Annotated in this window: 10 protein-coding genes; all 10 read right to left on the minus strand. The window is 70.4% G+C overall.

Annotated features, from left to right (window positions below; genetic code table 11):
• Positions 1 to 128: 128 nt before the first annotated feature.
• The 10 genes from VJS38_RS11705 to VJS38_RS11750 all read right to left on the minus strand — a co-directional run bounded on the left by VJS38_RS11705 (position 129) and on the right by VJS38_RS11750 (position 8,238).
• On the minus strand, positions 129 to 653 hold the full coding sequence (locus VJS38_RS11705) for a hypothetical protein (RefSeq protein WP_324088327.1): 525 nt from the start codon (positions 651 to 653) through the stop codon (positions 129 to 131).
• A gap of 15 nt (positions 654 to 668) precedes the next feature.
• The gene (locus VJS38_RS11710; RefSeq protein WP_324088328.1) at positions 669 to 1,691 is read right to left on the minus strand and encodes a patatin-like phospholipase family protein; all 1,023 of its coding nucleotides are present in this window, start codon (positions 1,689 to 1,691) and stop codon (positions 669 to 671) included.
• A 91-nt stretch (positions 1,692 to 1,782) separates the two neighbouring features.
• Positions 1,783 to 3,231 (minus strand): chromosomal replication initiator protein DnaA, encoded by a 1,449-nt coding sequence (dnaA, locus tag VJS38_RS11715; protein ID WP_324088329.1) that lies wholly within the window; start codon positions 3,229 to 3,231, stop codon positions 1,783 to 1,785.
• A 394-nt stretch (positions 3,232 to 3,625) separates the two neighbouring features.
• A complete protein-coding gene (gene rpsT / locus VJS38_RS11720; protein ID WP_324088330.1) occupies positions 3,626 to 3,895 on the minus strand; it encodes a 30S ribosomal protein S20 in 270 nt (89 codons plus the stop codon).
• A gap of 103 nt (positions 3,896 to 3,998) precedes the next feature.
• Positions 3,999 to 4,580, minus strand: coding sequence for a GDSL-type esterase/lipase family protein (locus VJS38_RS11725; protein WP_324088331.1), 582 nt, complete (start codon positions 4,578 to 4,580; stop codon positions 3,999 to 4,001).
• Positions 4,581 to 5,357: an enoyl-CoA hydratase gene (locus VJS38_RS11730; protein ID WP_324088332.1), complete on the minus strand. Its 777-nt coding sequence runs from the start codon at positions 5,355 to 5,357 to the stop codon at positions 4,581 to 4,583.
• 32 nt (positions 5,358 to 5,389) lie between these two features.
• On the minus strand, positions 5,390 to 6,271 hold the full coding sequence (locus VJS38_RS11735) for a TraB/GumN family protein (RefSeq protein ID WP_324088333.1): 882 nt from the start codon (positions 6,269 to 6,271) through the stop codon (positions 5,390 to 5,392).
• A 14-nt stretch (positions 6,272 to 6,285) separates the two neighbouring features.
• Complete coding sequence (gene mutM, locus VJS38_RS11740; RefSeq protein ID WP_324088334.1) at positions 6,286 to 7,149, minus strand: bifunctional DNA-formamidopyrimidine glycosylase/DNA-(apurinic or apyrimidinic site) lyase; 864 nt, start codon at positions 7,147 to 7,149, stop codon at positions 6,286 to 6,288.
• Positions 7,150 to 7,365: 216 nt separating this feature from the next.
• Complete coding sequence (locus VJS38_RS11745; protein WP_324088335.1) at positions 7,366 to 7,893, minus strand: PIN domain-containing protein; 528 nt, start codon at positions 7,891 to 7,893, stop codon at positions 7,366 to 7,368.
• A gap of 3 nt (positions 7,894 to 7,896) precedes the next feature.
• Positions 7,897 to 8,238, minus strand: coding sequence for a hypothetical protein (locus tag VJS38_RS11750; RefSeq protein ID WP_324088336.1), 342 nt, complete (start codon positions 8,236 to 8,238; stop codon positions 7,897 to 7,899).
• Positions 8,239 to 8,265: the final 27 nt, after the last annotated feature.

Below are 8,265 nucleotides of genomic sequence, written 5' to 3' on the forward strand. Positions count from 1 at the left end.
AAATCGGGATGTGGCGAGGCATGGCGCCTGTGGCTCGCCCCCTCCACCACCCGCTCTCCGGCGGGTGGTCCCCCTCCACCGCTTCGCGAGGGAGGAACAAGCGCCTCCAGCCGCCCTTTGCGCCTCGCTCAGCCGGCGTCCCGCTTGGCCTGGGCCACCTTCCCCGCCTTGGACACCCGCCCCACCATCGCCGGTTCCAGGATCATCGCCCGGCGCAGGCTGGGGTTGGCGCGCATGCCCGGGCGCGCACGCCGGCCGGGATCCGGACGGTTCTCGAGCGCCCTCGCCCGGCGGGCCATCGCCAGCGCCCGCTGGTGGCCGGCGGCGGTCCGGGCGCGCGCCTCGGCGTGTTCGATCCTCTCCAGCTGGCGGTTGGCGCGCTTGAGCGCCTGGGCGAAGATCTGCTTGCGCCGCGCGGCGTGGTCCATGTTGCCGGAGGCGGCGGCCGCCCGGGGCGGGCCCTTGCCGCGGGCCTGGCGGCGCTTGTGGCGGGCGATGGTCCTGGCCTTGTCGCGCAGGTCCCGCAGCCGCGTGCGCGCCTCGCGGAGCTGACCGGCGTCCAGCTCTCCAAGCTCAGGGTAGTGGGTCGCTCCCACCACCTCCAGCTCCTGGTGGTTGAGGAAGCGGCGTTCGCCGGCGGCGCCTGTGGTCATGGCCGGTCTCCTTAATCAGACTCCCTCGAGCAGGACGTCGATGTCGTAGGTCGAGCGGCGGCCGAGGTCGCTGCGGCGCCGATCGAGGAAGGCCTGCGCCGTCTCGCGGCCCTTGTCCCGCAGCATGGTCAGGAAGGGCCACTCGGCGTTGAGCTTGGAAGAGGCGCCGAGATCGGCCAGGCCGTCGCTGATGATCCGGTGGATCCGCGTCTCGGCCCATCGGCCGGCCTCGCCGCCCGCCGCCGCTGTGGCCCGGCGCAGCAGCGCCAGCATGCGCAGCTCCTTGAGCAGGGTGGCGTTGAACGAGACCTCGTTGATCCGATTGTGAATCTCGCGCGCGCTGCGCGGCGGCCTGTCGCGGCGGATCGGGTTGATCTGCACCAGCACGATGTCCTGCGAGGTGCAGTTCTTCACCAGCGGCGTCATCGTCGGATTGCCCGAATAGCCGCCGTCCCAGTACGGCTCTCCGTCGATCTCGACGGCCTGGTAGAGCGTCGGCAGGCAGGCCGAGGCCAGCAGCACGTCGGCGGTGATCTCCGGATTGCGGAACACCCGTCCGCGCCCGGTCAGCACGTTGGTGGCGGTGATGAACAGCTCGACCGGCCCGCCGGTCAGCCGCTCGAAGCAGACGCTCTGTTCGAGGATGGCGGAGAGCGGATTGCCGCCGCCGGGATTGAGGTCATAGGGCGAGAAGATCCGGGCGGCGAGGTCCATCGCCAGGTAGACCGGCGAATAGTCGAGCGTCCAGCGCCCGGTCAGCACGTCCAGCGGCCCGCGGCGCAGCGGGCTGAAGGCTGCGGCGTCCGCCACCCGCCGCCAGAACGCCTCCAGCTGCGCCCGCGCCTGGTCGCGGCCGCCAGCGGCGAGCCCGTCGGCCATGACGCTGGCGTTCATCGCGCCCGCTGACGTGCCCGAGACCCCTTCGATCTCCAGCCAGTCCTGCTCCAGGAGGAGGTCGAGCACGCCCCAGGTGAAGGCCCCATGGGAGCCGCCGCCCTGCAGCGCCAGATCCAGCCGCAACACCTCGCCAGCCGCCATCGCCGATCTCCGTTGCCTGAGCGGCGAGGAAAGCGGCCCGCCCGCCGGGCGGCAATCGGGTGAAGGCCCCAGACGCGGCCTTGCAGTCTAATCAGCCCCGCAGCTTGCGCAGCAACACGTCGACGTCGCGGGCGAGCGTCGCGTCCTCGGCCTTCAGCGCCTCGATCCGGCGGACGGCGTGCAGCACCGTGGTGTGGTCGCGTCCGCCGAACCGGCGGCCGATGTCCGGCAGCGAGCGGGTGGTGATCTGCTTGGCCAGCCACATCGCCACCTGGCGGGGCCGGGCGACGGCGCGGGCGCGGCGCTCGGAGATCAGGTCGGCCTGCTTCAGGCTGTAGTGCTCGGCGACCGCCTTCTGGATCATGTCCACGGTCACCTTGCGCTCGTTGCAGGCCAGGTGCGGGCGCAGGATGCCCTGGGCGTCGTCGAGCCCCAGGCGGGCGACGTCGCCGCCCACGCGGGCCACCAGGGTGTTCAGCGCCCCCTCCAGCTCGCGGACGCTGTCGGTGAAGCGGTCGGCGAGGAACTGCAGCACCTCGGGCGGGGCCGAGGGGTGGAACTTGCCCTGCTGGGCGAGCGTCGCCAGCTTCCGCTCCAGGATGCCGAGCCTGAGGCTGCGGTCGGCCGGCTCGATGCCGCAGACCAGGCCGGCCTGCAGGTGCGAGCGCAGGCGCGGCTCCATCTCGGAGATCTCGGCCGGCGAGCGGTCGGCGGTCATCACCACCCGGCGGCCGTCCTCGACCAGGGCGATCAGGGTGTGGAACAGCTCCTCCTGGGTCGAGGTCTTGCCGGCGACGAAGTGGACGTCGTCGATCAGCAGCAGGTCGGCGTTGCGCAGCTCTTCCTTGAAGGCGGCGGTCTGGCGGTCCTGCAGCGCCTTGACGAAGGTCGAGGTGAAGCGCTCGGCGGAGAGATAGACGACGCGCTTGTCCGGGGCGTTGCGGATGGCTTCCCAGGCGAGCGCGTTCAGGAGGTGCGTCTTGCCGAAGCCGTAGGGGCCGTGGAAGACCACCGGATTGAAGTGGCCGTCGGCCCAGGTCGCCACGCGACGGGCCACGGCGAAGGCGAACTCGTTCGCGGGACCGGACACGAAGGTCTCGAACGAGAACCGCTCCTGGAGTCCTTGAAGACGCCCTTGCTTGACGGCCGCCGGCGGCGCCGCCTCGGCCTCGATCTCGAAGATTTCCGGCGCGGTCGCAGCGTTGGCGGCGATCGGCGCCGGAATCACGGGGACGCGCTGCATGGCGCCGGCGCTGTCGACCTCCATCCTCGACTTCAGGTCGAGCGTGCGGCCGAGCGGATCGTTCTGAGCCCACAGCTCGCCGATCCGGCGCCAGGCGTGGCGGCGAATCCAGTCGCGCGCGACGCCGGTCGCGGCCACCAGGCAGACCGCGTCGCCAGTCTCCCGCAGCGCGGCTTGCCCGAGCCAGGATCCGAAGGTCGCTTCGCCCAATTCCCGTTTGAGAACCTGGCAGGTCTTGGTCCACACCGCCCCGGCCGGCGCTTCAGCCATAGCTCCCGCAACCCCCCTCGTCGTCATCAATACAACCCCGCCCTTACGATCTCCGCCCCGCGCTGAGACCGGCCCAATTCTCAATAAACACAAGCTCTTACTCGGCGAACGCAGATGGCCCGCCGGCGCCCCGTTTTTCCGGGATCAGATGGAAGACGCCTGTAAGAGGACTGAGAGTAGTCGGGGCCCTTCGAGGGTCAACGGGGATTCTTCGGCGCCCGTGTGGATATTTTCGTTGACTTGGCGAAGCCCCATTGCGGCCAAGGGGAAGCAGCTTTTTTCACTCCGCGCGCTGAGTACATCCGCCGCAGTTGCGCCACCTCATTCGCTACGTCCAGGCGCAAAAAAACAGCGTCCGACGCCGGACGCTGTCACAACAACTTATTGGTGTTGACGGAGGCCCTGCAAGCCTCCGGACCGCTCAGGCGGCGGACAGCTTCTTCAGCCGGGCGGCCAGGCGCGAGACCTTCCGCGAACCGGTGTTCTTGTGCACGACGCCCTTGGTGACCGCGCGCATCAGCTCGGACTGGGCCTCGACGAAGGCGGTCTTCGCGGCGGCGGCGTCGCCGGCGGCGACCGCTTCCTCGAAGCGGCGCAGGAAGGTGCGCACGCGCGAACGGCGCGCCTTGTTGACTTCGGTGCGGCGTTCGATCTTGCGGACCGCCTTCTTGGCGCCGGGCGTGTTGGCCATAGTTCAGCTCTCAAACAGCAACGCGCCCGGCGAACCGGGCGGGGAAATTGGAGGCGCGGATATACGCAAAGGCGCCGACGCGGTCAATGGCGGGGTTACAGCTTCACTCGGCCAGCGTGAACGCCCGCCAGAGCGGATGGGCGGCGATCAGGTCGGCCATCCGCTGATAGCCCGCCGCGCCGGGATGGGCGCCGTCCCAGGCGGCGGCCTCGCAGACCCAGAGCCCGTCCGCCGCCAGCGGCCGGAAGACGTCGATGAAGGGGACCTGCAGCCGCGCGCAGAGGAGCTTGAAGTTCTCGTTCAGCGCCTCGATCCGCGCCTGGCGGCCCGCGTCGGGGATCGGCGGCGGGCCGACCAGCAGCACCGGGCAGAGGCTCGCCGCCTCGGTCAGCATGGCGCGGGCGTTGAGCAGGCTCTGGGCGGGCGTCACGCGGGCCTCGCCGGCGGCGTGCCAGGTGTCGTTGACCCCGAACGAGAAGACGATGCGGCACGGCTCCTCGTCGCTCAGCCGCGCCTCGGCCTCGCGGCGCCAGAGGCTGGCGAGCTTGGTCGAGGTCGCCCCGCGCACCCCGAGATTATAGAGGGTGACCGCACGCCGCCCCGCCAGCGCCCGGCCGACCCAGCCCAGGTGGTCCGGATCGCCGACGCCGGCGACGAAGCTCTCGCCGAAGGCGATCAGCCGCAACTATTCGCCCTTGAAGACCGGCTTGCGCTTCTCGACGAAGGCGGCCATGCCCTCCTTCTGATCGTCGAAGGCGAACAGCGAGTGGAACAGCCTGCGCTCGTAGGCCAGGCCCGTCGCCAGGGTCGTCTCGAGCGCGGCGTTGACCATCTCCTTGTTCATCATCACCGCCAAAGGCGACTGGCGGGCGATGCGCTTGGCCGCGCCCAGCGCCTCCTCGATCAGCTTGTCGGCCGCGACCACGCGGCTCGCCAGGCCCGAACGCTCGGCCTCGGCGGCGTCCATCTGGCGGGCGGTCAGGACCATGTCCATCGCCTTGGACTTGCCGACCAGGCGGGTCAGGCGCTGGGTGCCGCCCATGCCGGGGGCGACGCCGAGGTTGATCTCCGGCTGGCCGAACTTGGCGGTGTCGGCGGCGATGATGAAGTCGCAGAGCATGGCCAGCTCGCAGCCGCCGCCCAGCGCATAGCCGGCCACCGCGGCGATCAGCGGTTTGCGGAACTGCTCGAAGCGGCGGCCGGTGGCGGCGAAGAAGTTTTCCTTGAAGACGTCGGCGTAGCTCTTGTCGAGCATCTCCTTGATGTCCGCGCCGGCGGCGAACGCCTTCTCGGAGCCCGTCAGCACCAGGCAGCCCACCGCCGGGTCGGCCTCGGCGACGTCGAGAGCCATGCACAGTTCGCCCAGAAGGACGCTGTTCAGGGCATTCAGCGCCTCCGGACGGTTCAGCCGGACCAGGGTCACGCCGTCGGCGGTCTCGACGAGGATGGTCTCATAACTCATGGGGCCTCTCCCTGGGGTCCGCCGCCTCGGCTTTACGGCCCCTCGACCTGATAGCCAAGCGCGCGCAGCCGCGCCGGCACCCCGTCCGGGCCGATCAGGTGGCCCATGCCCACCACGACGACGGTCTTGCCATGGCCCTTCAGGCGCTCGTCCAGCGTCCTGGTCCAACTGACGTTGCGGTCGGTGACGAGCCGGCGGAAAATCGCCGGCGAGGCCTTGCGCAGGGGCGCCAGGGCCTCGGCGTCCAGCGCCTTGAGATCGCCGGCCATCCAGGCGCGCAGCAGGCGCTCGTACTCGTCGGGCTTCTCCTCCATCTCCTGCAGCGTCTGGGAGAGCGAGGCGAGCTGCTCGGCCTGGCTGGCGCCGGCGAGGATCTCGATCTGCGCCCGCGCGGTCTCGAAGGCCCGGCGCTGGGCCGTGGGGGGCACGGAGGCGGCGACCGCCCGCTCGACCCCGTCCTGGCCGTCGGCCCCGACCTTCTTGTAGGCCGCGGCGCTGAGCGCGATGTCGGCGAGCCAGGGCTTGAGCCGGTCGAGCACGCCCAGGTCGGCGTCGTACTTGCCCGCGACCCGCACCAGCCGCCGGGCCTCGGCCGGCGGCAGCAGCTTGAAGAGCGACTGGTCGGGAGCCAGCATCCCGCGCTCGGCCGCCAGCCGGGCGGTCTCGGCCTCGGTCGCCGGGTCGATCGGCAGCTCGAACCAGACGTCGTCGGCGTCGGTCAGGGCCTTGGCGAGCGCCGGCGGGCGCCAGTCCATGCCCGGCGGCAGGATGTGCACCGAGCCGAACAGCACCAGCTCGGAATCCTTGTCGCGCACGATCCAGACCGGCGGCCGGGCCCAGGCGCCGCCGGCGACGAACAGGCCGGCGAGGAGGCCCACGATCGGGGCGAGGAGGCCGAGGCGAAGCGTCTTCATAAGGTCAAGCTAGCTCAACGCTGGCAGACCGGGCAGTAGAAGGTCGAGCGGCCGCCCTGCACCTCGCGGTGGATGGTCCCCGTGCAGCCCTCGTTGGGACAGGGCGTGCCCTCGCGGTCATAGACCCGGAAGCTGTGCTGGAAGTAGCCCAGCGCCCCGTCGGCCTGGGCGTAGTCCTTCAAGGTCGAGCCGCCGGCGGCGATCGCCGCGGTCAGCACCTCGCGCACGGCCGTGACCAGGCGCTCGAGCCTTTGCAGGCTGATCCGGCCGGCCGGCTTGAACGGACAGATGCGCGCCCGGTGCAGCGCCTCGCAGACGTAGATGTTGCCGAGGCCGGCGACGACCTTCTGGTCGAGCAGCAGGGTCTTGGGCCCCTGGCGGCGGCCCTTGAAACAGCTCTTCAGCCGGGCCGCGTCGAACACCTCGGACAGGGGCTCGGGCCCGAGGCCGGCGAACCATGGGTGCAGGTGCAGGGTGGCGGTGTTGACCAGCGCCATGTAGCCGAAGCGGCGCGGGTCGTAATAGGTGACCCGGTCGCCGGCCTCGGTCTCGAAGACGATGTGGGCGTGCTTGGGGTCCGGATCGGGGGCGTAGTGGAACTCGCCCGGCCGCTCGACGCCCTCCGGCCGGGCGATCTCAAACCGTCCGCTCATCCCAAGGTGCATCACCAGCGTGTCCTCGCGGTCCAGTCGGCCCAGGAGGTACTTCGCCCGCCGGGTCAACGAGACGACGGTGGATCCGGTCAGCACCTGGACGAAGTTCTCCGGCAGCGGAAACCGCAGGTCCGGCCGTCGGGCCTCCACGCGCGACAGCCTGCGCCCCTCCAGCACCGGCGCCAGGCCGCCGCGGACCGTCTCGACCTCGGGAAGTTCAGGCATCCGGCGTGAGTGGCATGGGGCGGCGCGGGCGCCAAGGGGGGCGGGCCCCGGTGGCGGAATGCGGGCGTTACGAATTACGGCTGTCCATGACCTTCAAGCCCTGGTGAGCGCCGGCGCGCGGACGGGCGACGGAACTGAAAAGCATGCACGCCAGCTCCCGCGTTTTCGCCTTCGCCTGGGACGGCGCCGACATCTGCAGGATCGGCGCGGCTGAGCCTACGGAGAACTGTGCCTGTCGAAGCTGAGACCATCAATCTCCTCACCGCGAAGCCACGCGGCGAACAGAAATGGATGGACGAGAAAGAGGACCCGATCGCCCCGAGCGAGCTTCGCCAGTCGTCCGGCCGCGAGGACCTGGCTGTCGGTCGAGACGAAGCCGTCGAAGTCGATCGTGACGAGCGCTTTCGCCCCACCGGCCCACGCCGTCTCAAGCACATGGCGATCCTCGCGATCGTGGATCGGGATGACGCCGACGCCGCCCAAGGTGAGGGACGGGCCCTGTTCGGCGTAGCTGGCGATCGCGTCGACCAGGTCTCGCGCCGTGGAAGTCCCAAAGCCAAGCTGCTCCGTCAGCACCGCCTCGAGCCGGTCGAGCATCCCCCAGGAGACGATAAGCTGCAGGTCCAGTCCGGCCTCAGGCCCGCGGACAGCCGAAGTGATCAGCTGGCAGGCTGTGCCGGTTCGCCCGTCCCGGCGCGCCAGGATGTCGGCGACCCAGACATTGAGGTCGAGGCAGACGCGCATCACCTAGCGCGTCTTGCGAACCAGGCTCGCAGCTTCCTCCAGCAGGGCGGCCTCGTCAGCGCTGGTCGACGCCTGACCGCCTTCCCTCAGCCCCTTGGCGACAGTCAGATCGTACTGCTGATCGAGGAGCGCGCGGCCCGCCGCCCACGCTGCTGCATCGAGCGCCTCGGGACCGGCCGCCTCAAGGCGCCGAAGGGCGTCGTGGGCGCGCCTGGGCAGGCGCATGTAGAGGCGCAGCGCAGCGGCCGCGATCTGGGCCGTGGAGCGATCTTCCGCCTTCGCGAGCTCGGAGACCTGCTTATAGGTCTGTTCGTCGGCGTAGGCGGATATGGTGTGGCCAGCCATCGGAGATCCTCTGGGAACTAGAGATAC

Origin of the sequence: Phenylobacterium sp. (assembly GCF_035276905.1) — a bacterium.
Lineage (GTDB): Bacteria > Pseudomonadota > Alphaproteobacteria > Caulobacterales > Caulobacteraceae > Phenylobacterium.

Bases quoted from the DNA above. Each gene is read 5' to 3' on its own strand.
- VJS38_RS11730 (WP_324088332.1), bottom strand. From the start codon at position 5,357: ATGAGTTATGAGACCATCCTCGTCGAGACCGCCGACGGCGTGACCCTG.
- mutM (WP_324088334.1), bottom strand. From the start codon at position 7,149: ATGCCTGAACTTCCCGAGGTCGAGACGGTCCGCGGCGGCCTGGCGCCG.
- VJS38_RS11710 (WP_324088328.1), bottom strand. From the start codon at position 1,691: ATGGCGGCTGGCGAGGTGTTGCGGCTGGATCTGGCGCTGCAGGGCGGC.
- rpsT (WP_324088330.1), bottom strand. From the start codon at position 3,895: ATGGCCAACACGCCCGGCGCCAAGAAGGCGGTCCGCAAGATCGAACGC.
- VJS38_RS11745 (WP_324088335.1), bottom strand. From the start codon at position 7,893: ATGCGCGTCTGCCTCGACCTCAATGTCTGGGTCGCCGACATCCTGGCG.
- VJS38_RS11705 (WP_324088327.1), bottom strand. From the start codon at position 653: ATGACCACAGGCGCCGCCGGCGAACGCCGCTTCCTCAACCACCAGGAG.
- dnaA (WP_324088329.1), bottom strand. From the start codon at position 3,231: ATGACGACGAGGGGGGTTGCGGGAGCTATGGCTGAAGCGCCGGCCGGG.
- VJS38_RS11735 (WP_324088333.1), bottom strand. From the start codon at position 6,271: ATGAAGACGCTTCGCCTCGGCCTCCTCGCCCCGATCGTGGGCCTCCTC.
- VJS38_RS11750 (WP_324088336.1), bottom strand. From the start codon at position 8,238: ATGGCTGGCCACACCATATCCGCCTACGCCGACGAACAGACCTATAAG.